Origin of the sequence: Streptosporangium sp. NPDC049644, from assembly GCF_040675205.1 — a bacterium.
Taxonomy (GTDB): domain Bacteria; phylum Actinomycetota; class Actinomycetes; order Streptosporangiales; family Streptosporangiaceae; genus Streptosporangium; species Streptosporangium fukuiense.
Map to the genome: position 1 here is coordinate 96,931 of NZ_JBFAOJ010000013.1, position 23,515 is coordinate 120,445.

Below are 23,515 nucleotides of genomic sequence, written 5' to 3' on the forward strand. Positions count from 1 at the left end.
CGGTATTCACATCCTTACTTGTACTCGCGTCCGGTGCGGCGGTGACCGCGTCCCCGGTTTCCGCCACAGCGGCCTCGGTGACCTCGACCACCTCGGTGCAGAGCACCTCGGCGGCGACAGGGGGCCGGTACTTCCCGGCACGGGTGCGCCTGCTGACCAACCAGGCGGTCGAGCCCGGCGCGACGCTGACGGTGCCGGTCGCGGGTGTCTCCTCGCTGCCCGTCTCGGGAATCGAGTCCGTCGCGATCAACGTGACCGCGAAGGGCAACGGCGACTCCGGTTCGGTGGTGGTCTACCCGTCCGGAGAAGCGGAGCCGAACTCGGCCTCCGCCGGCTACGACAGGGTGCACTACGCCGCCACGATGCTGGTGACCAAGATCGGGGCAGACGGCCAGATCAACATCGCCAACCAGGGCACGACCAACGTGAACGTGTTCTTCGACCTTCTGGGCTACACCCTGAAGGAGCCCAACGGCCAAGGCCTGGCGTACGTCGGTCTGAACCAGCAGCGGATCCTCTCCCCCACCGGCATCGGCGCCGCCGGGAACATGGAACTTCAGCCGATGGGCAAGGGAGGGGTCCCTTCCTCGGGTGTCAAGGCCGTGGCACTGATGGTCACCGCCAAGGGCTCCTCGACCGGTACGGTGCGGGTCTACCCCGCCGGCGCCGGCTGGCCGCTTGAGGCCAGCATCGACTACCCGCAGAACGTCCCCCAGCACAACCTGGTCATCGCCGAGCTCGGTACCGACGGCAAGGTGAACGTCCACAACCTGAGCTGGGGCAGTGCCGAAGTCGCGGTCGACGTGGTCGGCTACTTCACCGCCACCGCCGACGCGCCGCGGAGCGCGGTTCTGCGCTCGGTCTCTCCCCTCCGGATCGCGGAGAAGCTGGTGATCCCGGCAGGCGGTGACAAGGTCGTGGACCCCCGCGGCATCAACGGAGTCCCGGTTCTCAACACCACCTCCGTCGGGCTCGGCGTCACCGCCCTCGGCGTCGGCTCGGGCACCGTGCAGGTCCACCCCGCCGGCACCACCACCCCGGCGGGGCAGACGCTCAGCTACGCCCCCGACACCGAGGTCACCGGTTTCACGCTGACCCAGCTCGGGAGCGACGGAAAGGTCAATCTCCACAACACCGGATCCAGCCCCGTCACCGTCTGGGTCGACGCCCTCTCCTACGCCGAGCTGGTCAACCGTGTCTTCCCCACCCCGGCGAGTCCCGGTGAGGCCATCGAGAACATCACCGGTGTCGCGGACCTGAACACCGGCGTCACCAGCGACAGCGACAACATCGCCATCACCTCCAAGACCGACGACTCCGGCACCACCACGCTGAAGGTCTCCCGGAACCCGCAGCAGGGCGTCACCGTGACCGGTGACGCCGGGACCACCAACCTGAAGCTGCCCGCCTCCGGGACCGCGTCGCGCACCGCGGCCGGCACCATCATCTACAGGGGCACCACCGACAACTACTCCATCGGAGTCCAGCCCACCGCCGACGGCGGCTTCCGTACCTTCGCGCACCTGAACAACGCCTCCGCCCCCACCGGCTACTCCTTCCCGATGTCCCTTCCCAGCGGAGCGCGCCTGGCCATCGACGACCTGGACGGCAGCGCGCTCATCGTCAAGGAACACGAAACCGGCGTCGAAGAAGTCGAACTGCTCGAAGAGGTCACCCGTATCGAGAAGCCGTGGGCCAAGGACGCCTCCGGCCGTAGCTGGCCCACCAGCTACTCCATCGAGGGGAACACCCTCAAGCTGAACATCGACCTCACCCCGGCCGCGGGCGCGTCCGGCAGCACCGTCTCACCGGCCTTCCCTGTCGTCGCCGACCCCTCGGTGAAGCGGAACTGCGGCATCATCACCTGCTCCTGGTACTTCAGCAAGGCGACCACCCGCTCGATCAAGTCCAAGTTCGACACCCGGGGCTGGACGGTGGGTACGGCCAGTGGCATCATCTGCGGCCTCATCCCGCACGCCGTGGCCAAGGGTGCCTGCGCGATCGCCGTCGCCTACTACTACAACAGCGCCTTCAACAACACCCGGGCCGCCTACGACCGCGGCGGGTGCCTGGTGGTGAGAGTCAACGTCTTCAACGGCGCGACTCCCTACACCGCCTGGAGAACCGTCCGCTTCGCCAACGTCGGAATCACCAACAAGTACTGCTACAGCAAGTAATCGACGGCCTTTCGCAGCGGACCGGTCGTGAGGAAGGCCCAAGAGCTGGATATACCAGCAGACCCACCGGGGTCTACCTGGAATCGAACCAGGTTAGAAGGAAGCTCTCAGATGGCCTCACGACCGGAATGCAAGGAAAGCGGGAAGGCTAGGAGCCAAATCGGGTGTGAGAAGGAAGCCCTCCCATGGCCTCGCGATCTTCACGATATCAGGCGGGAATCAGTTCGTGCAGCGTCCCGGGCGTGTACACCCGCGAGCCCGGCGGCAGGTCGGCCGGCGCCGCCAATCCGATGTAGGTGGTGTGCTCCGCCGAAGAGCCTCTCTTACCCAGCAGATCTGCCAGGTATCGGACTCGCAGGTAGTCGCGTTCCACGATCGAACGCGTCAGCAACGAAGTGGTGACCCGGTTGCCCTCCACCTGGTTGAAGCCGGGACGCCCCTTCAGGTAGAGGTGCAGCCACTTCACCCGCCATTCGCCGTTGTCATCACGGAGAAAGACAAGCGGCAGGGCGATCCGGCCCGAGCCCCGCAGGTCGGACTTCGTACGCACGGTACGCGGCTCGAACGGTCTGCCTTCCTGCCCGGCGTCCCTGGTCATATAGCCGAAGAACGCCTCGGCGGCCTCGTCGAACGGCTCTCCGTCGTAGATGTTGACCTGCGGAATGATGATCGGTCGAGTCGCGTCGGCGAGACGGATGTTGATGAACTCCGACGCGCCGTGGGGTGCCTCGGTGAGGTCGCCGGAGTACTCGGCGAAGTCGTTGCCGTAGTTCGTCCACGAGATGTGCGTCGCGTTGCCGTAGGAGGCGTCGAGCATGAGCGCGGACAGGTCGTAGTCGGTGCGCCGCTCAGCCTGCCGCCAGTGGACGAAGAATCTGAGCAACTCCCCGTCCACCGTCGAAAGTGAGCCGCGGGGCAGCATGCCGAGCCCGGGCGAGACGGCCTTGCCCGAGAGCGGCAGGGCGACGTCGAGCACGTCGGGATCGACGATCAGTTCGCCGGGATCGGGGAGGCGGCGGACGATCTCCTCGTCCAGGATGGCGAGCGCCCGCGACAGGATCTCCTCCTCAAGCGGCGAGCGGGAGTCGGGCGTCGTCCATGCCCTGCCGTACCGGTTGGTGAAGACGCGGCCGGAGGCGGGGGCGAGCCGGTTCTGGAGGTGCTCGCGCAGGGACAACAGGAGGCGGCCGGAGGCGCCCGCCACGGCGTTCTCCGCGGCGTCCAGCACGGTCGGCGCGGAAAGGCCGATCCGCAGCAGGTGGTCGAGGCGGCGCAGCAGCGCACCGGGCGCCTTCCCCAGCAGTTCGACGGCGTCGGAGGTACGGCCCGCCGACAGGGCGGCCTCGACGCGGCTGTCGAAGCCGACGGCCCTACGCACGCCTCTGGCCACCTCGAAGACGGCGGCGGCACGTGGGAACCGCGGGTACTCGTGGGGATGCAGCCGCTCGCCGAGCCGCTTCCACTGCTCCCGATGGCGTGGCACGTCACCGAGCTTGGCCGGGGAGGCGACGGTGTCCAAGGCCTGCAGCAGGGCGCGACGCTCGGCGCGGCGGAACGAGCGGATCCTGGTGGGGGTGGCCAGCGTGACATCGCCGCCGGAGCAGCCGCAGGCGAGCCGGAGCACGTCGGTCACCGTGTCGACGAGCAGCGGCCGGCCGGCGGCCAGCCGTACCTCGTTGATGACCGCGCGGTTCTCACGCATGGGGATGCGCTCCGGCTGGTCAGCGCAGAACGACGCCAGGGAGCGCAGCGCCGCCAGATCCTCGGCGGCCGGCGGCACCTCGGAGCCCGCCAGCGAGAAGTAGAGCTCACGCGCCTCCGATTCCAGGCTCCCGCCCAGCTCCAGCACGGTCACCCGGTCCCCGGCCAGCGGGATCAGCTCGGCGTGAGCGGCCAGCAGGTCGGCGTAGGTGTGCCGGTAGCGGCCATAGCCCGGCAGAGTCAGCAGGTCGAGCGTCGGCGACTGGACCCGCGCGGCGGCGACCGGGTCGAGCAGGGCCTCACGCAGCAGACCGGCCCAGAACTCCAGGGTGTCGGGCACGTTCGCGGGAAAGTCGACGAAGTAGGCGTTGTGCTGGACGTGGTCGCCCACCAGGCCGCGGACGGTGGCCAGGACCCGTACGCCGAGATCCGACACGGTCTCGCCGGGCAGTCTCGTCAGGTGTTCGAGCAGAGCCGCCGAGCACTTGAAGCCGACGCTCAGCAGCGCGGCGTCGAGCTGACGGGCGGCCGCCTCCCCCCGGCCCGGCGCGAAGGCGTCGGGAGCGTCGACGGGAACCCGAAGCCGCCTGGCGATGACGAGACTTTCAAGATTTTCCACGAGCGCACTTTATAACCGGAACACGCCTGTATTCTGCGGGTTTTCCGGGAGGCGATGACGTCTGTCACCTCAGTCGATCCGACTTCGGAAGGCGAAAGCCGACGTCTGCTCCCGAACCATCCGAAGCGGGACCGGAACGCAGCATTTTCAATGCACTTCCAGCCCGTCTCCATGTGGTTCCGCGGCGGTCTCGCGAAGACGCGTGGTTGCCTTCTTCGGTGACAGACCGGTGTGTTCTCCGGCGAAGGCCAGGATGTCCGCGGTCAGGGCGCGCTCTTTGCTCGCGGGAGAGGCGGCGTGGGCGGTGTCGGGCTCTCGACGCATGAGGATCGGCCGGTCACCGCTGGTGGCGTGTTGGAGGGCCGCGCACATCTTGGTGACGTGCGCCTCTCCGGTCTGCAGATCGGTCACCGCGCCGGTGAGCAGGAATGCGGGATAGGAGTCTCCGGGGGTGACGTTGTGGTACGGGGAGTACCCGAGTAGCCATTGGAGTTGTTCGGGCTGGGAGGCGGTCCCGAATTCGTCGGTCCATGTGCACCCCAGGCCGAAGTGTTCGTAGCGCACCATGTCGCACAGCGGGCCTTCGGCGATGACCGCGGCGTACAGGTCCGGCCGCTGTGTGGCGGCGGCGGTGACCAGTAGCCCGCCGGCGGATTGGCCAAAGATCGCCAGTTGGTCGCGGGTGGTTCGGCCGGTGTCGATGAGCCAGGTCGCGGCGTCGTTGAAGTCGCTGACCGCGCGATGTTTGTGTGCTCCGCGGCCTGCGTCGTGCCAGCGTTGGCCTTCTTCGCCGCCTCCACGTACACAGGCGACCGCGTAGGTGCCGCCGGCGCCGACCCACGCGGCCGCCGCGGGGAAGAACCACGGGCGCATCGGCATACCGAAGCTGCCGTAGCCGTAGAGGAGGGTGGGGCGGGGGCCCTGATGTTCTTCAGCCGGGGTGAACAGGAACAGGGTGATCTCGGTACCGTCGCCGGCGCGATAGCGAACGCTGCGGCTGTGAATCTCCGGAGTGTGTCCGGCTGTCGTGGCACCGGTTTCCTGTTCCGTCCTCCCGCTGGTGGCGTCGTAGCGATAGATGGTGGGGGGCGTGGTCGCGTCACAGTAGCTGAACCACGCGTGATGCCCGTGTGGGACGTTCGTGCGCAGGGACGACACGACGCCCGCACCGGGAAGGGGCAGACCGGTGAGCAACCGGCCACTGGCCAGGTCGTGCAGTGTCAGGGTGGAGATGCCGTGGCGGGTGCGTGCCACCAGCAGAAGGGGCCGTGGAAGCGCCGGGTCGTCCAGGACCAGGCACTCGTCCAAGGGGGCTTGGGGATCCTCGGCTACCAGCGCGCGCCACGCGGCCGGGTCGGTGTCGTGCCGGTGCGCCACACAGATGCGGCCACACGGGGCCTGGTGGTCGGTGACCAGCAGCAGATCGTTGTCCGCGAGGAAGCGCGGGAGGACACGGGCGCCTATGGCGCGTCCGTCCACGGCCTTGACGAAATGCGGGGCTTCCGGATCGACGAGCTCGGCCACGTACACATCGTTGTGTGAGGCGGGGCCGGCCATCGCGGTGATCGCCAGACAACGGCCGTCGGCGCTGACCGTGAGCCCGTAATAGTGGTCCGGGGCATCGTCGCCGCCGAACACCACCGCGTCGGTCTGCCAGGGTGAACAGATCCGGTGCAACCTCACCCGCCGCTGCAGACGCATGTCGCCCGGGGCCAGTTCCTCATCGGGAACACGGCTGACGTAGTAGAACGCGTCCCCTCCGGGCAGCCAGGCGAGCGAGGTGTTACGGGCGCGCGGCAACGGCCCGTCCAGCACCTCACCGGTACGCGCGTCCAGCACCAGGATGTCGCTGCCGGGCTGCTCGGCGACCTCCATCTGGACGGCCACACGTTCGCCCTCGCGCGACGGCCACCAGGCATACAGCCCGGTGTGGCCGGACGGATCGATCGCTACCGGATCGACCAGCACCCGCCTGTTCCCCTCGGTGTCAACGACGAGCAGGCGCCGTTGCTCGTCCCCACGGAGCTGCTCGGCAAGGAACATGACCGAACCGCGCACCACCGGAGGCTCCGACACGCCGAAGGATGACACCTGATCCACCAAGGACGCCCACGATCGCCTCTCACGCCATCCGGCGCGATACGCGCGGAAGAGATGATCCTGTGCCGCGGCCCAGTCCCGCACGCGCGCGTCATCGCCGTCTTCCAACCACCGGTAGGGATCGGGGACCGGGAATCCGAACAGATCCTCCACCGCATCGCTGCGCCAGACGGCAGGGTAGAACAATCGCACCACAGACGCCCCCCGATGCATAGCCCCGCCTGCAACAGGTCGAGGCACTGCGGCCTTTACGCACCGCAGCACCTCGGCTCATTCAGCTACGACTCGCCGCGAAGAATGTCCGCCTGCCAGCCGCGTACGCCCCCAAGGCGGGTAGTCGGAGTGGAATCACGATACGGTAGGTAGCCATTCATGTCAGCCTCCCGGATTCGTCGATTCGCCCGGAATGAGCGATTACGACGACAAGTATCCCCGGGCTCGGGATCGATAAACACCGGCGTCGCCCTCGACGGTGAGCGCCAATCCTCACTGGATCCTCGGCGCACGGACCTGCCATATCGACTATCCTCCCGCTAAAATTTCAGGTAAAAGAAAAAGGCATACTGGAACGCCCTGTTCGGATCGATCTCAATTCGGAGCCTTTCGAGATGGCCCCAGGGCTGACGGTGTTCTCGAATCGTGAGACCGAGAACGACCGGCAGGTCGCCGAAATCACCGCGGGCCCGGCGGTTTCCCTCGGACCCGCCGGCGTCCGGCGGATCCGCGCCCCGGACGAGGACGGCCTGCGGATCGCCGCGTGACATCCCCCTTGGACGTACCACCGATCTTCGCCGCCAAGAATCAGCGATGATCAGCTAAGCAACGGTCAAAGACCGACATTTCCCGACAGCGAGCCGGGAACGTCACCGCCGGCCAGAACCCCGCCTCGTCCGCTCCGCTCGCGGCCGAACCCAAGGAACATCTCCTCGCATTTTCGCCTTTGGAATAAGCGATCTACCTTACCGTGCGAGCAAGTTGGCGGAAGTGAGATGGATTGCATTCCATTCACACGTTAAATTGCGGATACATCCGACTCTGAGACTGTTTTTCCGAGGTCGCGTCGGTAGAGAGGGATCACGACCGGGGAGGACCGACTCGAAGTCGCTCGAAGGACGCACGCTATGACGGTATATGCCTATCGATGTCCGCACTGCTCAGAAATCGAGGTCACTTTTCGGATAGGCACCGCACCCGCTGCGGTGCCGTGCCCGGACTGCGGCGCGGCCTCGGTTCGGGCGTTCTCAGCGCCGATGCTGGCGCGCACCCCGGCCGCCGTGGCCGCTCGGTTGCAGCGCGCGGAGCGCAGCGCCTCCGAGCCCGAAGTCGTCACGTCCCTGCCGCGGCGCCGCGCCGGAGGCGCGGTGGCCGTCCATCCCGCTACCAGCCGCCTGCCGCGGCCGTGACCGTCTCGCAGCGCCGAAAGGAACCCAGCCGTGCCAGAGTTGATTTTCCCGCTCGACTCGAAGAGGAAGTTCACCGACCAGGCCAAGATCGGTCACAACCGTTGGCACCCCGAGATCCCGCCGGTGGCATGGGTCAAGCCCGGCGACAGCTTCCGGGTCCACTGCCGGGAGTGGTTCGACGGTGCGATCCACAACGACGACTCCGCCGAGGACATCCGTGACGCCCCGTTGACGAAGGTGCACGCGCTCAGCGGCCCGTTCGCGGTGGAGGGAGCCGAGCCGGGCGACCTGCTGGTCGTGGACATCCTCGACCTGGGGCCCATCCCTCAGGAGGACAGCGGCCCGCTGGCCGGCCAGGGCTGGGGTTACACCGGAATCTTCCCCACCAGGAACGGCGGCGGGTTCCTCACCGAGCAGTTCCCCGACGCCTACAAGGCAGTCTGGGACTTCTCCGGTCAGGCTGCCACATCACGCCATATCCCGGCGGTGTCGTTCACCGGCATCACCCACCCCGGACTCATGGGCACCGCGCCGTCAGCGGCGCTGCTGTCGAAATGGAACGCGCGGGAGTCGGCGCTGAGGGCCACGGACCCGCAGAGAGTGCCGCCGCTGGCCCTGCCTCCCGAGCCCCAGGACGCCGTCCTCGGCTCCGCTTCCCCGTCCGAGTTCGACCGGATCGCGGCCGAGGCGGCCCGCACGGCACCGCCGCGAGAGAACGGCGGCAACCAGGACATCAAGAACCTCACCCGGGGTTCCCGAGTCTTCTACCCGGTGTACGTATCCGGCGCGAACCTGTCGGTCGGCGACCTGCACTTCTCGCAGGGCGACGGCGAGATCACCTTTTGCGGTGCCATCGAGATGGGCGGGTTCATCGACCTGCGGGTCGACGTCATCAAGGAGGGCATGCAGACGTACCGTGTCGGCGAGAACGCCATCTTCATGCCGGGCCGCACCGGCCCTCAGTACAGCGAGTGGCTCGCCTTCTCCGGGGTGTCCGTCACCCTGGACGGCGAGCAGCGCTATCTCGACTCGCAACTGGCCTACCAGCGGGCCTGCCTGCACGCGATCGACTACCTGACGGCGTTCGGCTACAGCCCCGAGCAGGCGTATCTGTTGCTCGGCGCCGCGCCGATCGAGGGCCGGCTGTCAGGGGTGGTGGATATTCCCAACTCCTGCGCCACCGTCTACCTGCCAACCGCGATCTTCGACTTCGACGTCCGTCCCGGCGCGTCCGGCCCGCTCCGCGTGCCGCAGGGCACCAGCGCACCGCACGCCGGCTTCGACTGAACCGCTGCCCGCCTCCCACGGCCCGATCACGGGGACCCGCATCGTGGACCCGTCGTCCCGAACGCGGGCATGTGCGGCATGCCCGCCGGCCGGCCCGTCCTCACCCCGTCCGCAGGCCTTCGTCGTGTTCCAGGAGGTCGAAGCTCAACACCGACTCCTGCCGCTCACGGAGGAGCTCACGTTCACCTCGTAGTCATCGTCCTCCGTTTCCAGGAACAACACCGAGAGGTGAACATCTCTACCGTCGACGGATTTGACAAAGCAGTTCACCACTCCGCCTTCATCCTTCGGAGAGGGTTTCCAACCGTCCACGGTCGCGGCGTCTTGATAAAAGGACAGCATCTCGGCCACCTGGCCCGAAGGGCGGTAAGCCTGCCTGACAGTCACCGTCCGGTAGACACTGTCACAACCGGATCCGCGTCCCCCCTGGGGCTTCGCGTGCGCCGGATGAGCATCGAGGATGTCGAGCTTGCCCAGGGAGGCGATGAGCCGGTCATCCTCAGCGGTACACCCATCGGTTGACGCCGAAAAAGCGACAAAAGCCACTAAGGCGGCACCGACCCCCATGCAGACGGCCACGAGCACCGCGATCGTTGAGCGCTTCATCATCAAAATCTAGCGCCCCTGCGCATTCATTCAACTGGGAAGCCCTGGCCACTCTGGAATGCCCCGGAGTCATGCGGTCGTTTCATTCGACCGACCCGCGAGGGCCCCGTATCGGCCGACCCGCCCTGCCGGCAGCGCCGCCGTCGACCAGAACCAAGAAAGCCCCGGCCGTGATCGGCTCGGGGCGTTCGTGCTGCTCAGCCGCTGCGCTCAGAGGCGGGGTCGAACCGCCGACCTTCCGCTTTTCAGGCGGCGCGATCAGCCTGCTCCGCTCGTTCGGGGGCGAAAAGGCGATGACGTCATCCGCCTTGGGCGCGTACGTCCCGTCGGCCGCCTTGCCGGTGACCGCGTCACTCATCTTCAGTGTGGGCGTCACCGCTCCGCTCGGTTCGCTATAGGACTCTTTTCCGGTCATCTTGGAAATCAACGGCCGAGGCATGGCCGGGCAGGCGGAAGCCTCGGGCCGGCCCCGAACCGGGCGACCTCAACTCCCGAACGGCCAGACGGAGATGCGTAACAGGCCCTAAACCCGAGGCCGGAATCCCAACACGATATTGTCTGACTTCATCGATTTACCACTCTGAAAACACATGTCAAGACATTGATCGCGCCGTAAATTCATGAAATATCAGACGTATCCCCGCAAGTGAAACACAGAGGAGCATCCGGTGAAAATCCCCCCGATCACCGCAAGAGCCTCACGATCCGCCGGTCGTCCGGCAGTGGCGCTGGGAGTCGCCCTCGCCTTGGTCGCGATGAGCGCCATCCAGGCCACCGCGGCCCCCGCTCCCGCCTCCCCCGAGAACGCCATCACCCGAGCCATCGAGCCGGCCGGCGAGGTCCCGGGCGGTTTCGCCTCCTGGAAGGACCTGGTGGCCACCCAGGAGAAGCTGGTCAAGGCCGCAGACCGCGTCACCGCCGCCGTCAGGACGCAGGGCGACATCGGGTTCGCCGGCATCATCGCGGCGCCGGAGAACCGCGAACTGCGCGTCTACTGGAAGGGAGACACCCCCGAGCGCATCGACGACCTGGTCGGCCGACTGCGCCGGGACGTCCCGGTCAGTGTCCTGCCCGCGGCCTACTCGGCCCGGGAGCTGGAGAGCGAGATGAACCGTCTCGGCCGCACCTCCGGCGGCGCGATCACCTCGATCGCGCCGAACGTCGACGGCTCTGGCCTGACGGTCTCGGGCGCCGCCTACGGCCTGACCCGCTCGAGGGTCGCCGGCTCGGCGGTACCGGTCACCGTGGAGGCCGGCGTCACACCGACCCCGGCCAGCCGCTGGGACGACGCCGCGCCCTGGCTGGGCGGCGCGGCCTGGCGCACCACCGGCACCGGCCGCGGCTGCTCGACGGGCTTCGCCGTCACCGCCGGCGGGACGAGCTGGATGCTGTCCGCGGCCCACTGCGGCAGCATCGGGCAGACGGCCACCGACCCGACCGGCCAGGTGATCGGCCCGATCACCTATGCCAACACCAGCCGCGACGTGATGCTGATCCGCGCGAGCACCGCCGGCCGCGTCTACAACAACAACCCCGGCACCGTATCGCCGGAGTTCAGCAACCCGGTCGTCGGCACCTCCGCCTCCTACGTGGGCATGTGGCTCTGCACCTCCGGCGCCTACTCGGGCACCGTCTGCCTTTGCCAGGTGAAGATGACCAACGTCACGATCTACCTTGCCGAGAGCGCGCTCTACGGCCTGGCCCTTCTTGAGAATCCGACGCGCAAGAACGCGGCCGGCCAGGGCGACAGCGGCGGCCCGGTGGAGACTCCCGAACCGTCCGGCACCACCCGGCAGTACGCGGTGGGGGTCATCTCCCTGATCGACACCGGCGCTCAGGTGCCCTGCACCGGCTACGTCCCCACCGGCCGCGTCTGCTCCTGGCGGCTGTACTACGCGCCGTGGAGCAACGCAACCGCCGCCTTCCCGGGAATCGCCATCGCGACCGGCTGACGAATCGATCAAGCCGATCACCGCGTGAGCCGCGGTAGCGGCCATCTGAAGCGTGACGTGCATGGCAGGCATCAGGCCTCGTGTTGATACCTTCCGTCATCAGGAAGAAAACCCGCTTCGTACGGCGCCGCACCAGGACGGCTGCGACATCATGGCCAGGAGGTTCCCGCTTGCCTGCCACGCGAGTACGTCCCCATGTCGCGCGAGTACTGGAGCGCACCCGCGCCATGGTGTTCGTTTTCGACAGCGTGATCTGCGACCTGTTCGCCGGTGTGGACACGTCGGCGATCACCGACGACATCCGCGCGCGCCTCCCGGCCCCACATCCTGCGCCGCTGCTGGACAGCATCGCCTTCCTCACCGCGACCAGTCCGCTGTGGCTGGTGGCCTACGCCCACCAGGTCAGTGCCGCCCACGGCGACGAGGCGGAGGACATCCTGCGCGCGGCCGAGACGACCGCGGTCACCACGGCCGTTCCCACGCCCGGCGTACGCGAGGCTCTGCTGGCCTGTCAGGCCGGTGGTAGGAGCGTCGCCGTGGTGGGCAGTCGCTACTCCGCCACCATCGAGTCCTATCTGGACCGGCACGAGCTGCGGCAGTTGGTGGGACCGGTCATCGGGTACCGGCATCACCGTCCTTCGAGCGGATCGATGGGAACCGCCCTCGTACGACGGGCGAGAAAGGCACTGGCCGTGAAACCCGCCGAATGCGCCGTGGTCGGCGCCTCCGTCCGGGCGATGATGATCGCGGCGGACCTCGGCACCCGGGCGATCGGCGTCGCCGGCCTGCGTGACAGCCGCAAGCACATGACCGAGATCAACGGCTCGGTCGTCGTCTCGTCCCTGCCCCACTTGGCCGACGCCGTCGCCACGGTCCCCATCAATGAGGGCATCACAACATCACCCATGTAGTGCGACCCCCTCCAACGTCACCATGGGGAGCGACCTACCCGTATGAGATCACCTGTACGGGACCGCCTGTCCTACTTCGGCTGATGCTTTACGGGCAGCCTTGCACCTCACCCCATTCATCCGGCTCCCGGACAGGGACCGGCGAAGCGAACCGATCGGCCGGGAATCGACGTCTATGGACTGTGAGGCTTTCCACTTCGATCGGTCTCGGCCTGACGGCGGCCGGGGTGTGCGCGGCGGCCGTGGTGCTCTCGGGAGCGATCAGCGAGTCATCGCCCGTACCGGCCACCTGCCCGCAACGCTGGGGCAGCGACGACATCGGCGGCTGGGTACCCACCGCCGCCGACATCGACGGCGTGGAGGAGTCACTCGTCCCCGGCTCACCGGTGAAGGCTCTCATCTGCGCCTATCCCGGGGACAACACGCGTCCGGGTGGTGAGCGACTGGCCGGTTCGCGAACGCTCACGGACCAGGCGGCGGCGATGGCCGGTGACCTCGCATACCTCCCGGTGACTACCGCCGACGCGGGTCGGGCATGCACGGCGATGGGGGGACCGATGACCAACTACCTCATCCGGTTCGCCTACCCCGACGGCCGCGCCCTGTGGGTGGGCAGCGCCGAGGAGGTCAATCGCTGCGTGAGGACCACCAACGGCACTGTCAGCAGCAACTCGTACGCCGGGCCCGCCATCACCACCGCCTACAAGGACGGAATCTGGCGGCCCGTACCGCCGGACGACCCCTGCCGAGGCCCCGGCGACCGCCGAGGTCAGGACGAGCTGATGGTTCCCGGACGACCCGGCCGACTCACCGTGTGCAGGGACGCCACGTACGTGAGGCCGCCCTACCGGAAACGGCATGGCAGGGACGTCGCCCGCGCGCTGGCCGCGACACTGAACTCTCTGGACACCTTGCCGAGCCAGAACACATGCCAGGGACTCGGCGGCGCCAACGAACGCGGCATCCGGCTCGTATTCGACTATCCGCAAGGACCGGCCGCCGCAGTAACGATCTCGATGAACTGCGCCCCCGCCATCAACAACGGCCTGCTCCAGGCCGACCTGGGCGACCCCGTCCGCGACCAGATCCTCCGCCTCGCCCCATCTTGACAATGGACCATGCGGGCGAACCCTGATGATCTTGAGCGCATGGCGACCGTCATGATGCCCTCACCTGGTACTTCACCGGTTCTCGCTGGACGGGCCGCCGTGTGCGGGTACGGCGGGTTTGGTGCGGCAACGACGACTGCGGCGCAAAGACCTTCGCCGAGCAGGTCCGAGCAGGTGTCCGGGCTGACCGTCCGCTGCGACCTTCCGCCCTTGGCTCAGCGATCGCGGTCGAAGCGATCGCGGTCGATGTGTTCCCGGGCGAGCAGCTGGGTGAGAACCTGCTGCAGCTCGTGTTCCGGCTGCTGGGCCAGGACACCGGCGCGCCAGGCGACGAATCCGTCCGGCCGGACGAGGCTCATGCCGGTGCTCGCGATGCCATAGGTGTCCAGGAATCGGTCCTCGGGGTCGTGGAGCTCGACACCGATATGGTGAATGTCCAGCTCGACGCCCAGCGATGCCGCCGCCGTCCTGGCCGCCGCCGTCCAGTCCCCGCCATCCGGGGCGACCAGGACGGTGAACGCACCGGTGAACAGGTCGAGCGTGGACAACTTCGTCCGAGCCCGGTCCAGCCATACATGCGGTGCGCGCAGACCGGGACGCCCGCTGGGCTCGCGAGGGTCTTCGACCGGCTCGTCCGGGGTGGAGGTTTCAACGCGGACTGCTGCGGAGTCGTACCGGTATCCGAAGATCATGGTCAGGTCCTCGATCGCCGTGAGATCGTCCGCCGTTCCTTCGTGACGGGCGTTCAGCAGCCGCATCGCCTGGTCCAGGGTGACCTGCGCGACCGGTCGGCGCTCGTTCTCGTAGGTGTCCAGCAGCGACTGTCCTGCCTGGCCCTTGAGGACGGCGGCGAGCTTCCACGCCAGGTTGTGCGCGTCCGCGATGCCGGTGCCGGCGCCGTAGGACCCTGTCGGGGGGAAGACGTGGGCCGAGTCGCCGACGAGGAACACCTGGCCGGCCCGGTATCGGCGGGCCACGGACGCAGCGAGCCTGACATCCATCGGCTTCCGGCTCCAGCCGGGTACGGGGGGCACCAACGTGATGTCCAGGTCCGCGATTCCCACGGCGCGACGGGCCAGTTCGACACAGCGCTGCTCGGTGAAGTCCTCGATGCTGTCACCTTGCCTCGGTTGGAAGGGCACCCCGAGCATCCACCGTCCGGCCTGCCGCAACGGCGCCAGGGCCGTGCCGGCCGTCGGCTGGTCGAAGTAGGCGAGCAGAAACCCGCGTCCCCGCAGCGCGTCGCCGAGGTCGGCATCGAAGAGGAAGTGCGCGGCATGGCCCAGGACTCCGGGGCCGTCCACGCCGATGCCAAGCCGGTCACGGATGCCCGCGCGGTTGCCGTCCGCGGCGACGAGGTAGTCGGCATGAACGTGGTATTCGGCACCGCTGCCGAGATCCCGCACGATGGCCCGTACATCGTCCCCGTCGGAGTCGAAGGAGACCAGCTCGGCGCCGAACCGCACGTCGGCGCCGCCGCGCTCGGCGGCGGCGCGCACGACGAGCTCCAACTCGTCCTGGTCGATCAGTCCCCAGTCGGTGGGGCTGAGCGACTGTGGCGGGCGGACGTGAGCGAGCAGATCGATGCGGAAGCGCTCCTGGCCGACCAGGGTGTCCGCGCCGATCATCTCCGGCCTGTCGGCCAGGATCGAGGTGCGGGTGCGGATCTCCTCTTCCAGGCCGACGGCGCGGTAGATCTCCATCGAGCGCGGGTTGAACGCCCGCGCCTGCGGCATGATCGCCGTGGACGGGTGCCGTTCGACCAGTATCGGGCGGATGCCAAGACGCGCGAGGAACAGCGCCGTGGACAGGCCGGTGATGCCTCCTCCCACGATGAGCACGGCGGTGGTGTGGTCGTGCGGTGCGGCCATCGTTTGCCATCTCCTGTCTGTTTCTGTTTCACCGCGCAAAACGGACGAATCACGTCAGGTCTGGACCTGCGGCGGCCGTAACGACCTTGCGGTGACTACCGCGTCGACTGAACTCCCCAAGCTACGATCAACCGTTCACTCCACTGTGTCAAGTAGATGCTTGATTAGTAGGAGTGTTCAGTTGATTGTCTTGAGTGCGACTATGATCGTGGCGTGTCCACGTCGAAGCCACGTCGCTCGCCCAAGCCGCAAGAGCGGCAGCGCGATCCGGACCGCACCCGCAAGCTCATCCTGGACGCGGCGGCGGCCGAGTTCGCCGCCCACGGGTTCGCGGGCACCCGGACCGGCGCGATCGCAGCCCGGGCCGGCGTCAACCAACAGCTGATCTGGTACTACTTCGACGGCAAGGAAGGCCTGTACCAGGCCATCTCGGAACGCTGGCGGCAGCGCGAAAGCGAACTGGTCACGTCCGACACGCCATTGCCCGAACAGATCCGCCGGTACGCACTGGAGGCGTTGAACAACCCGGACGGTGTCCGGCTGCTGGCCTGGGGCGGCCTGGAGTACACCGGCCCTGAAGACGATCCCGACCAGGCACCCCGCGCGGAGCGGCTGCAGCGCTTCATCGACCAGGTCCGCGCCCAGCAAGAAGCAGGCCGGCTACCCGCCGAGATGGACCCGGCCTGCCTGACGATCATGCTGGTCGCCGCCGCCATGGCCACTACCAGCCTCCCGCACGTCATCGAGGGCGTCTGCCGGGTCGATCCCCGCGCTCCCGAGTTCGTCCACCACTACGCCGAGCAGCTCGCCGTCCTCGCCCGGCTCCTGGGACTCGATCCGCCATAGAGCGAGGGCCCGGCCAGGGGTGCGGTACGCCGGTCCGGTATTCGAGTGCTCCGCGGTTCAACCTGTCACCTGCTCGCGGCGCTCGTCGAACTGGATCGCACGGTAGGCGCCGATGCTTACCCGCACCGCCACGTCACCCCCCGACCTGATGTCACAGGACCTCCGTGACCTCCTCGGCCCGGCCCCGCCTGGCGTAGCGCGGTGCCCGGCCTTGCCGGGTACACCAGGCCATGGCGATCGGGTGGGCACGCAGCTCGCGCCTACCGGATCCCGGCTGCCGAGCGACCCGTTGCGGTCAGCCGGGTGTGCTGATCCTCCAGTGGTAGCCGTCGGGGTCGGTGCAGTGCCCGGCGTAATCACCCCGGTCGGTTCGGGCCGCTGCGGCGGTGACCCGGCCGCCGGCAGAGTCCGCGGCGGCTAGAAGAGCGTCGACGTCGTCACGGGAAGCGGCGATGTGGGTGAGTACGAGCGCCGAGAAGCCGTCACCGTGCTCGTCGACGCCGGCGTCCTTGGCAAGGGCTTTGCGTGGCAGCAGGCCCAGCCGACACACGCCGTCGGCGATGGCGAAGTCGAGGAATTTGTCGCCGTAGTCATGTTTGACGCTCATGCCCAGCGTCTCATAGAACGCCCTGGATGCCATCGGCTTGGCGACGCCGAGGTAGATGGCGGTCTCGATCGGCTTCGGCGGGTCGGGGACGGGATCGGTGTCCTTCTTGGAGGCCGCGGTCAGCTTCCACACGGCCCCGTCCGGTGCCTGGTAGACGGCGGTGAACTCACCGAAGAACTGCTTCCTCGCCGGCTTGACGACCGTCGCGCCCTTGGCTGTGGCGGCATCGAGAAGGGCCTTGACCTCGGCGGGCCGGTTGACGATGGAGGACAGGACGTAGCCACGGAAACCCAAGGTCGCCGGGTCCGTACTGGAGTCGGTGGCGAGCGCGTCGATCTGGCGGAGGGCGAGCCGCCCGGTGCCGTGAAGGTCGAGGCCGGCGGTGTGGTCGTCGTCCGTGGCCGTGGCTGAGAACGCGGACGTGTAGAAGGCACGTGCGGCTTCTACCTGCGGTACACCGAGAGTGATGATGTCGACAGAGAGCGGCATCGGTGGTCCTTTCGTGCTTTCAGTGTGAAAGTCGTGCGGGTCGGCTCAGGCGGATGCGCTGGTTATGCGGATGAGGTTGCCGGCGGGATCACGGAAGGCGCAGTCACGGACTCCGTAGTCCTGGTCGATGGGTTCCTGGACCACATCGGCACCTGCGGCCTGCAGACGGTCGAACAGCCCGTTGAGGTCGTCGGTGGCCAGTGTGACGGCGGTGTAGGCGCCCTTGGTGATGAGTTCCAAGATGGTGCGGCGCTCCTCATCGGTGATGCCCGGATCGGCCGCCGGCGGGTGCAACACGATGGAGGTGCCGGGCTGTCCGACCGGGCCGACGGTGATCCAGCGCATGTCTTCGTAGCCGGCATCGGCCCGGACCTCGAAGCCCAGGATGTCGCGATAGAAACCTAGAGCGGTCTCGGGGTCGGTGTGCGGGAGGAAGGCGTGCTGAATGGTGACGTTCATGCCCGGCACGCTACGCATGACTACCGGGCGCGGGCTTCTCGATTCTTGACCGGTCTGGTCACCTGCTTGCTCAGACACGGCGGAATACCCGCTGCGGCCTGGGAATGGTCACGCCGGTAGACGCTCGGCGGCACGCCGACCAGTTCGGTGAACCTCGTACTGAACGTGCCCAGTGAGGAGAAACCCACCTCGAAACACACTTCAGTGACGCTGAGGTCTCCGCGGCGCAGCAGCGTCATCGCCCGTTCGATCCGCCTGGTCATCAGATACGAGTACGGAGACTCACCGTAGACGCGACGGAACTCTCGACTCAGGTGCCCGACCGACATATGCGCCCCAGCGGCCAGCGCCTGAAGGTTCAGCGGCTTGGCGTACTCACGATCGATCCGGTCCCGGACACGACGGATCACGGCGATGTCCTGCAACCGTTGCGCCTCCGCACGCCCGAGACCCATACGCACCATCTTCCACCTCGCCTGCCGCGCGGGCGACAGCCGGCAGTGTGGGCCCGTGCGACGAGGTGCGTCCCGGAAGCGCGGGGCGAGCATCGATCAAGAATCGAGAAGCGCCGGCTTCGCGGCACGGCTAGCGTCACAACCACTTCACAGCGATGACGACGAGGAGAGTGACAGCGGTGAGCAAGAAAAGCACGGACGGTTTCTCCGAGGAAGAGCATGCCGCCATTAAGGAGCGCGCCGCGGAACTGAGGAAGGAGGCGAACCGCGGCCGTGGCAACAAGGCAGCCGCCGAGGAACTCGATGTGCTGTCGAAGATCGCGGAGATGGAACCGTCGGACCGCACGATGGCCGAACGCATCCACGCCATTGTCACCACCAACGCCCCAGAGCTGTCGCCGAAGCTGTGGTACGGACAGCCGGCCTACGCCAGAAAAGGGAAGGTTGTGTGCTTCTTCCGTAGCGGGAACACGGACAAAGAGCCCTACTCAACCTTCAGCTTCACCTCCGCAGCAAAGCTCGCCGACGACAGCGGCCTGTGGCCCACCTCCTTCGCTGTGACCGAGTTGAGCGACGAAGTCGCGAAGACGATCACCGCCCTCGTCAAGAAGGCCGTGAGCTGAGGCGCCGCCTCGACGGTAGTCAGCGAGGCCGGGAGCCGACGCCGTACTTCGCCTGGCAGCGTGCCTGATGGGCGCGGGCTCGTGAGGTCGCCGGGCGGCCGGAAAAGGGGCGCGACACCTACAACCCCGAGCTCGAACCGGCCAACGTCGCGGTTCACCAGGTGGCGGTGGCGGCCGAACTGGAGGACGCCGGTCACACGCTCCGGGTCGGGACAGCGGTCGGCACCTCCCCGCTTTCGAGTGAACGACGTGCTCGGCGCAGAACCCCGCGGCCAGCAGGCCACGCCATCGGGCACGGTCGAAACCCAGGTGAATGGCCAGTTCGGTGGAGTTGGGGCCGGGAATGAGGTTGGCGGCGTCCATCAGGTCGACGAAACGCTCGTCACTGACCCAACCGCGTCGCCGTACCAGCTCATCGCGCATCAGCGCGGTGCGGTGTGCGCGGCCGGCCCGCCGAAGGCGATTGTCCCCAGCGTGAGGAACAGCAGCGCCACCTCCAGCGTCGTACGCCAGGATCCGCCGCTTGGTTCGGGATCACCGCTCCGATCGCCGACCTCGCTCTCATCTGCCACTGTCGCTCTTTCCTCGGCCTTGGGGATCCGCCGGACCGCAGCCAGGTCGGTGAGACGAGGGCCCGCGGTCGCACGGCGAGTCCAATACGTCAAATTCGTTTGATGTATTATCACGTCATGGCATCCCCCGCTCAAGTGGTTCCAGACTTCGTACAACTGGCCGCACACCCCGTGCGGTGGCGACTGCTGAGCGAACTGGCCACCGGCGACTATCGGGTGCGTGAGCTGGTGGAGCTGATCGGTCAGCCGCAGAACCTGCTCTCCTACCATCTGCGGTTGCTACGCGGCGGCAAGCTGGTGAGCGCGCGCCGCAGCAGCGCGGATGCGCGTGACACCTATTACCACTTGGATCTGGAACGCTGCGCTCAGGCGCTGACCGATGCCGGCGCCGCTCTGCATCCGGCGCTCTACCCCGACCCCACCCCGCCGCCACGCCATACGGGACCTGCGCCCGCCGTACTGTTCACCTGCACCGGCAACAGCGCCCGCTCGCCGATCGCCGAAGCCCTGCTCCGCCGCCACGCCGACCACGTCGAGGTCACCAGCGCGGGAAGCCACCCCCGGCCGCAGCTCCACCCCCATGCTGTGCAGGCCTTAAACGAGGGCTACGGCATTGACCTGACAGGACAGCGCCCACGATCCCTGGCGACCATGACCGACCGCCACTTCGACTACGTGATCAGCCTGTGCGACAAGGTCCGCGAGGTCTGCCCCGACTTCGGCGGCCGCACCCGGCGCATCCACTGGAGCATCCCCGACCCCGCAGCGCCCAAGGCCGCCCAGAAGGACGCCCACCGCGCCTTCGTCCATACCGCGGCAGAGATCGATACCCGTGTCCGCCACCTACTTCCGGTCCTGACCCCCTAGGAGGCCCTGCCATGACCGCACCCGATCAGCTCGCCGGCGTCCGCTACCTCGTCGACGACGTGCGCGCCTCGATCGACTTCTACACCACCCACCTGGGCTTCACCTTGCACCTGGACGCCGCGCCCGCCTTCGCCGACGTGGTCCGTGGTCCCCTGCGGCTGCTGCTATCCGGACCCACCAGCTCCGGCGCCCGCGCCACCCCCTCGGGCACCCCCGCCGGCCGAAACCGCATCCACCTCATCGTCGAGGACCTCGACACCACGATCGACCGGCTCCGCAAGGCCGAACTGCCATTCCGCAGTGACGTGGTCGCCGGCCCCGGAGGACGCCAGATCCTGCTCACCGATCCCGCCGGCAACCTCGTCGAGCTGTTCGAACCAGGCCCCACTCCAACCAGCCGCCTGCCAGCTTGACCCTGATTCGCCACCTGCCGCGCTCCCCGTTCCCGATCGGCCCGCACACGAGCAGAATCGGACTGCGTCGAACACGGCTCACTGCGGCGATCATTGGCATGAGCTCGTCTCACCGCCGCGGGCAACCGGCGCACCGCAAGCAGCAGTTCACCGAACGCTCCGATTGCTGGAAGGAGCACGGCCTGGTCTTCCCGTCCCTACGCGGGACCCCCATGGAGCCGGAGTGAGTCCATGTGCGGGGACGTTGCTGTCAGGGCTGCTGTCACCTCAACCATGGTCACCGGTGGCAAGTCCCGACGAAGGAGGGGCTTGGCGTCGATCACCCCGGCAGCCAACGGTGGCTACCGAAGTCAGCGATCGTCACGGCCTCAACCCTGATCACCTGATCCGTAGTCGAAACCAGATCGTCCACCGACGTCTCGTCGCACCTGGTGAGAACGTCTTTGACCGTGATCAGCGCCTCTGGGCGTCTACCGCCGTCTCAGGGCGCCGTCAGCACCCGCGTTGGCAAGGTCCCGCCCTGCTCGCCCCTCCGATCTACCGGCACACGGCAGTCCACAGGCAACGGCCCTACAACGGACCCACAGAAGGTATGTACGGCAGGGCCGTGGAGCGGGCGGCGGCGTCGGCCGGTGACGGAGCCGGGCAGAAGCGGTCCCGCCCAGGCAGTGCCCCGGTGGCTAGGAAGGAGCTCATCGCCTCGTCGGCGCAGCTGCCCAGCCCGACGACGCCGTGGCCGCCCTGGTCGACCGTGATCATGGCGGCCCGCCGCCCGAGGGCGGCGCGCAGGCCGCGCGCGCTCGCCAGGGGCGTGGCCGGGTCGCGGGTGTTCTGCAGGATCAGCACGTTGCGCGGCCCGTGACCGGTGACCGTCACCGGCGGCTCCGCCGGTCGGGTGGACCACGCCGCGCACGGCCAGAGGTTCGAGGGCATGCCCGCCGTCACCGGCCACACCTGCCGGTCGGCTGCGACCTGCCGGGCGTGCAACGCCACGCTGCGCGGCCAGGCGACGTCGTCGCAGAGCACCGCGTAGAGCGCGGCGACGCGGTTGTCCGCCGGTATCTGCGCCGTCCCGGTGCCATTGCCGCCGACGGCGCCGTCGGCAGCCCTGCCGACAGAGCCCAGCCGGTCCAGTCGCCTCAGGATGGCGGGGTCCACGGTGGATCCTGAGACGGCGGCCGTGAGCTCCTGCCAGAACTCGGCGATGAAAGGGAGGTCGCCGTCGAGGTAAAGCCCCACTCGGGTGATCTCGCGCAGTGCGTTGCCGTCGAACACGGGGCCGCCCGGGTTCGGCAGGGGCCGCCTGTCGAGGGCCGCGAGCAGCCGGTCGTAGGTGCGCCGCACCTCGTCCGGTGTCGCGCCGAGGTGGTAGACGGCGTCCCGCTCGGCTGCGAAGGCCAGCAGGTCGGGCAGGCGCACCGCGATCGCCTGGCTCCAGGTTCGCCACATGTCCCGCCACACCAGGTCCGGATCGACGGCGCTGTCCAGCACGATCCGATCGGCGCGTCCCGGGAACATCGAGACGTAGACGGCTCCCAGATAGGTGCCGTAGGAGAGGCCGAAGTAGGACAGTTTCGGCTCACCGAGTGCGGCTCGGATGCGATCCATGTCCCGGGCTGTGTTGGCCGTGGTGATGAACGGAAGCAGATCGCCGGAATACTCGGCGCACGCGGCTGCGGTGTCCCGTGCGAAGGCGACGTTGCGCCCGATGCCGCCATCCGGCCCCGGGTAGGGCAACAGCAGCGTGAACTGCCTCATGAGATCGAGGCCACAGGTGACCGGGGTGCTGTGGCCGACCCCGCGCGGATCGAAGCCGATCAGGTCGTACCGATCCAGGACCTCGCGCGGCAGTACGACCGCCAGCCGGCTGGGCAGGTCCAGGCCGCTACCGCCCGGGCCGCCCGGATTGGAGAGCAGGATCCCGCGACGCGCCCCGGGGAGCGCCGTGCCGATCCGGGAGATCGCGATCTCGATGCTCCGCCCGCGCGGGGCACGGTAGTCCAGCGGCACCTGCAACGTCGCGCACTGCTGGCGTGGGTCGCGCGAGACGCCGCCGGATTCCACCGGCAAGCACTCGCCCCAAACCGGAGCCGCTCCCCTGGCTTCGGCCACCGCCGACTCCGGCGTGCCGATCCGGGCCTCGGCCGACGTGGGCACACCTGCCGCCACGATGGCCACCGTCGCCACGGCGATGAACGATGTCAGATTTGATCGCACTGATACCCCTTTTCGAAAGGAACAGCTGCTTTCTCAATGACTGTGAAATCGGCACCGCCGGGTACATGAGACTCTTCGCTTGATCACGCGGAGAAACAGGGGCCGTGGTTCGCGGTGGGAGTCGAGCAGGCGGACGCCACCCGTGACGCCCTTCGTCCAACGATCCGGAGCGCCGCCTTGATGAGAGTCGGCCGGGAAAACGACCGATTCCACGGGAATTCCCGTGCGCCT

The 23,515-nt window shown here is 67.9% G+C and carries 21 protein-coding genes, 1 tRNA gene and 1 pseudogene; 12 read left to right on the forward strand and 11 right to left on the reverse strand.

Going from position 1 to position 23,515, the window contains the following annotated elements:
• The first annotated feature begins 77 nt into the window (after positions 1 to 77).
• Positions 78 to 2,177 carry a hypothetical protein gene (locus AB0J58_RS10360; RefSeq protein ID WP_364212977.1) on the forward strand — a complete coding sequence of 700 codons (2,100 nt, stop codon included), beginning with the start codon at positions 78 to 80 and terminating at the stop codon, positions 2,175 to 2,177.
• A 208-nt stretch (positions 2,178 to 2,385) separates the two neighbouring features.
• Here the strand turns inward: AB0J58_RS10360 and AB0J58_RS10365 are convergent, their stop codons facing one another.
• A complete protein-coding gene (locus tag AB0J58_RS10365) occupies positions 2,386 to 4,497 on the reverse strand; it encodes a hypothetical protein (protein WP_364212980.1) in 2,112 nt (703 codons plus the stop codon).
• 147 nt (positions 4,498 to 4,644) lie between these two features.
• Positions 4,645 to 6,789 (reverse strand): prolyl oligopeptidase family serine peptidase, encoded by a 2,145-nt coding sequence (locus tag AB0J58_RS10370; RefSeq protein ID WP_364212983.1) that lies wholly within the window; start codon positions 6,787 to 6,789, stop codon positions 4,645 to 4,647.
• 416 nt (positions 6,790 to 7,205) lie between these two features.
• Between AB0J58_RS10370 and AB0J58_RS10375 the strand changes: the two genes are divergently transcribed.
• The 3 genes from AB0J58_RS10375 (at position 7,206) to fmdA (ending at position 9,287) form a co-directional block, all read left to right on the forward strand.
• Positions 7,206 to 7,358 carry a hypothetical protein gene (locus tag AB0J58_RS10375; RefSeq protein WP_364212986.1) on the forward strand — a complete coding sequence of 51 codons (153 nt, stop codon included), beginning with the start codon at positions 7,206 to 7,208 and terminating at the stop codon, positions 7,356 to 7,358.
• A 360-nt stretch (positions 7,359 to 7,718) separates the two neighbouring features.
• Positions 7,719 to 8,000 carry a zinc ribbon domain-containing protein gene (locus AB0J58_RS10380; protein WP_364212989.1) on the forward strand — a complete coding sequence of 94 codons (282 nt, stop codon included), beginning with the start codon at positions 7,719 to 7,721 and terminating at the stop codon, positions 7,998 to 8,000.
• 30 nt (positions 8,001 to 8,030) lie between these two features.
• Positions 8,031 to 9,287, forward strand: coding sequence for a formamidase (gene fmdA / locus AB0J58_RS10385; RefSeq protein WP_364212992.1), 1,257 nt, complete (start codon positions 8,031 to 8,033; stop codon positions 9,285 to 9,287).
• 144 nt (positions 9,288 to 9,431) lie between these two features.
• Here the strand turns inward: fmdA and AB0J58_RS10390 are convergent, their stop codons facing one another.
• Positions 9,432 to 9,896 carry a hypothetical protein gene (locus tag AB0J58_RS10390; protein ID WP_364212995.1) on the reverse strand — a complete coding sequence of 155 codons (465 nt, stop codon included), beginning with the start codon at positions 9,894 to 9,896 and terminating at the stop codon, positions 9,432 to 9,434.
• Positions 9,897 to 10,103: 207 nt separating this feature from the next.
• A tRNA-Phe gene (locus tag AB0J58_RS10395) sits at positions 10,104 to 10,166 on the reverse strand.
• Between the two features lie 482 nt (positions 10,167 to 10,648).
• On the opposite strand from AB0J58_RS10395, the gene AB0J58_RS10400 reads away from it, so the two are divergent.
• The 3 genes from AB0J58_RS10400 (at position 10,649) to AB0J58_RS10410 (ending at position 13,865) form a co-directional block, all read left to right on the forward strand.
• Positions 10,649 to 11,845, forward strand: coding sequence for a hypothetical protein (locus AB0J58_RS10400; RefSeq protein ID WP_364212998.1), 1,197 nt, complete (start codon positions 10,649 to 10,651; stop codon positions 11,843 to 11,845).
• Positions 11,846 to 12,015: 170 nt separating this feature from the next.
• Complete coding sequence (locus tag AB0J58_RS10405; protein ID WP_364213001.1) at positions 12,016 to 12,756, forward strand: HAD hydrolase-like protein; 741 nt, start codon at positions 12,016 to 12,018, stop codon at positions 12,754 to 12,756.
• Between the two features lie 182 nt (positions 12,757 to 12,938).
• A complete protein-coding gene (locus AB0J58_RS10410) occupies positions 12,939 to 13,865 on the forward strand; it encodes a hypothetical protein (RefSeq protein WP_364213004.1) in 927 nt (308 codons plus the stop codon).
• 215 nt (positions 13,866 to 14,080) lie between these two features.
• On the opposite strand, the gene AB0J58_RS10415 is transcribed toward AB0J58_RS10410, so the two are convergent.
• Complete coding sequence (locus AB0J58_RS10415) at positions 14,081 to 15,736, reverse strand: FAD-dependent oxidoreductase (protein ID WP_364213007.1); 1,656 nt, start codon at positions 15,734 to 15,736, stop codon at positions 14,081 to 14,083.
• A 213-nt stretch (positions 15,737 to 15,949) separates the two neighbouring features.
• On the opposite strand from AB0J58_RS10415, the gene AB0J58_RS10420 reads away from it, so the two are divergent.
• Entirely contained in the window at positions 15,950 to 16,582 is a 633-nt protein-coding gene (locus AB0J58_RS10420) for a TetR family transcriptional regulator (RefSeq protein WP_364213010.1), read from the forward strand.
• Between the two features lie 295 nt (positions 16,583 to 16,877).
• Here AB0J58_RS10420 and AB0J58_RS10425 read toward each other — a convergent pair whose 3' ends face one another.
• Genes AB0J58_RS10425 through AB0J58_RS10435 form a run of 3 tightly spaced genes read right to left on the reverse strand, consistent with a single transcriptional unit; the run spans position 16,878 to position 18,592 of the window.
• Positions 16,878 to 17,678 (reverse strand): VOC family protein, encoded by an 801-nt coding sequence (locus AB0J58_RS10425; RefSeq protein ID WP_364213013.1) that lies wholly within the window; start codon positions 17,676 to 17,678, stop codon positions 16,878 to 16,880.
• 45 nt (positions 17,679 to 17,723) lie between these two features.
• Positions 17,724 to 18,137 carry a VOC family protein gene (locus AB0J58_RS10430; protein WP_364213016.1) on the reverse strand — a complete coding sequence of 138 codons (414 nt, stop codon included), beginning with the start codon at positions 18,135 to 18,137 and terminating at the stop codon, positions 17,724 to 17,726.
• 20 nt (positions 18,138 to 18,157) lie between these two features.
• Positions 18,158 to 18,592 carry a helix-turn-helix transcriptional regulator gene (locus tag AB0J58_RS10435; protein ID WP_343972847.1) on the reverse strand — a complete coding sequence of 145 codons (435 nt, stop codon included), beginning with the start codon at positions 18,590 to 18,592 and terminating at the stop codon, positions 18,158 to 18,160.
• A gap of 179 nt (positions 18,593 to 18,771) precedes the next feature.
• On the opposite strand from AB0J58_RS10435, the gene AB0J58_RS10440 reads away from it, so the two are divergent.
• Entirely contained in the window at positions 18,772 to 19,215 is a 444-nt protein-coding gene (locus AB0J58_RS10440; RefSeq protein ID WP_364213019.1) for a DUF1801 domain-containing protein, read from the forward strand.
• 318 nt (positions 19,216 to 19,533) lie between these two features.
• Here the strand turns inward: AB0J58_RS10440 and AB0J58_RS10445 are convergent.
• Both AB0J58_RS10445 and AB0J58_RS10450 read right to left on the reverse strand, forming a co-directional pair.
• A pseudogene (locus AB0J58_RS10445) lies at positions 19,534 to 19,638 on the reverse strand (chromate transporter); the annotation flags it as partial.
• The gene (locus AB0J58_RS10450; protein ID WP_364213022.1) at positions 19,638 to 19,787 is read right to left on the reverse strand and encodes a hypothetical protein; all 150 of its coding nucleotides are present in this window, start codon (positions 19,785 to 19,787) and stop codon (positions 19,638 to 19,640) included. The gene AB0J58_RS10450 and the pseudogene AB0J58_RS10445, both read right to left, overlap by 1 nt.
• A gap of 117 nt (positions 19,788 to 19,904) precedes the next feature.
• Here AB0J58_RS10450 and AB0J58_RS10455 point away from each other — a divergent pair, with 117 nt between their 5' ends.
• The 3 genes from AB0J58_RS10455 (at position 19,905) to AB0J58_RS10465 (ending at position 21,294) form a co-directional block, all read left to right on the forward strand.
• Complete coding sequence (locus tag AB0J58_RS10455) at positions 19,905 to 20,654, forward strand: ArsR family transcriptional regulator (protein ID WP_364213025.1); 750 nt, start codon at positions 19,905 to 19,907, stop codon at positions 20,652 to 20,654.
• A gap of 11 nt (positions 20,655 to 20,665) precedes the next feature.
• Positions 20,666 to 21,067 (forward strand): VOC family protein, encoded by a 402-nt coding sequence (locus AB0J58_RS10460; protein WP_364213032.1) that lies wholly within the window; start codon positions 20,666 to 20,668, stop codon positions 21,065 to 21,067.
• Positions 21,068 to 21,165: 98 nt separating this feature from the next.
• The gene (locus tag AB0J58_RS10465) at positions 21,166 to 21,294 is read left to right on the forward strand and encodes a hypothetical protein (protein ID WP_364213034.1); all 129 of its coding nucleotides are present in this window, start codon (positions 21,166 to 21,168) and stop codon (positions 21,292 to 21,294) included.
• A 343-nt stretch (positions 21,295 to 21,637) separates the two neighbouring features.
• On the opposite strand, the gene AB0J58_RS10470 is transcribed toward AB0J58_RS10465, so the two are convergent.
• Entirely contained in the window at positions 21,638 to 23,284 is a 1,647-nt protein-coding gene (locus AB0J58_RS10470; RefSeq protein WP_364213037.1) for an alpha/beta hydrolase, read from the reverse strand.
• Positions 23,285 to 23,515 lie beyond the last annotated feature (231 nt).

Bases quoted from the DNA above. Each gene is read 5' to 3' on its own strand.
- AB0J58_RS10390 (WP_364212995.1), bottom strand. From the start codon at position 9,896: ATGATGAAGCGCTCAACGATCGCGGTGCTCGTGGCCGTCTGCATGGGG.
- AB0J58_RS10380 (WP_364212989.1), top strand. From the start codon at position 7,719: ATGACGGTATATGCCTATCGATGTCCGCACTGCTCAGAAATCGAGGTC.
- AB0J58_RS10465 (WP_364213034.1), top strand. From the start codon at position 21,166: ATGAGCTCGTCTCACCGCCGCGGGCAACCGGCGCACCGCAAGCAGCAG.
- AB0J58_RS10425 (WP_364213013.1), bottom strand. From the start codon at position 17,678: ATGCCGCTCTCTGTCGACATCATCACTCTCGGTGTACCGCAGGTAGAA.
- AB0J58_RS10455 (WP_364213025.1), top strand. From the start codon at position 19,905: ATGGCATCCCCCGCTCAAGTGGTTCCAGACTTCGTACAACTGGCCGCA.
- AB0J58_RS10415 (WP_364213007.1), bottom strand. From the start codon at position 15,736: ATGGCCGCACCGCACGACCACACCACCGCCGTGCTCATCGTGGGAGGA.
- AB0J58_RS10400 (WP_364212998.1), top strand. From the start codon at position 10,649: ATGAGCGCCATCCAGGCCACCGCGGCCCCCGCTCCCGCCTCCCCCGAG.
- AB0J58_RS10460 (WP_364213032.1), top strand. From the start codon at position 20,666: ATGACCGCACCCGATCAGCTCGCCGGCGTCCGCTACCTCGTCGACGAC.
- AB0J58_RS10375 (WP_364212986.1), top strand. From the start codon at position 7,206: ATGGCCCCAGGGCTGACGGTGTTCTCGAATCGTGAGACCGAGAACGAC.
- AB0J58_RS10430 (WP_364213016.1), bottom strand. From the start codon at position 18,137: ATGAACGTCACCATTCAGCACGCCTTCCTCCCGCACACCGACCCCGAG.
- AB0J58_RS10435 (WP_343972847.1), bottom strand. From the start codon at position 18,592: ATGGGTCTCGGGCGTGCGGAGGCGCAACGGTTGCAGGACATCGCCGTG.